This is a genomic window from Escherichia sp. MOD1-EC6300, from assembly GCF_002965045.1.
GTDB classification, from domain to species: domain Bacteria; phylum Pseudomonadota; class Gammaproteobacteria; order Enterobacterales; family Enterobacteriaceae; genus Escherichia; species Escherichia coli_F.
The window spans coordinates 1-443 of sequence record NZ_PTRH01000065.1; the positions used below are offsets into that span (position 1 = coordinate 1).

General features: G+C 65.5%; 1 pseudogene. It reads left to right on the forward strand.

The features are described from left to right. Window positions 1-443: pseudogene (locus BGE37_RS24810) on the forward strand (type IV secretion protein Rhs); the annotation flags it as partial.

Consider the following 443-nt stretch of genomic DNA (forward strand, 5'->3'; position numbering starts at 1 on the left):
GAGGGTGACGTGGCGGGCGCGGTGACGGGGGTGACGGACGGTGCGGGCCGTCGTTTTCACCTGTTGCTGAGCACGCAGGCGCAGCGGGCGGAAGCCTTCCGTAAACAGCGCGCCACGTCTTTATCTTCCCCTGCCGGTCCCCGTTCTGTTTCCTCTTCTCAGGTTTTCCCCGACACGCTGCCCGCCGGTACAGAATACGGTGCCGATAACGGTATCCGTCTGGAGGCGGTGTGGCTGACACACGACCCGGCATACCCGGATGAACAGCCGACTGCGCCGCTGGCGCGCTACACGTACACGGCCAGCGGTGAGTTGCTGGCGGTGTATGACCGCAGCGGGACGCAGGTGCGCGGGTTTACTTATGATGCGGAGCACGCCGGGCGGATGGTGGCGCACCATTATGCGGGGAGGCCGGAGAGCCGCTACCGGTATGATGATACCGG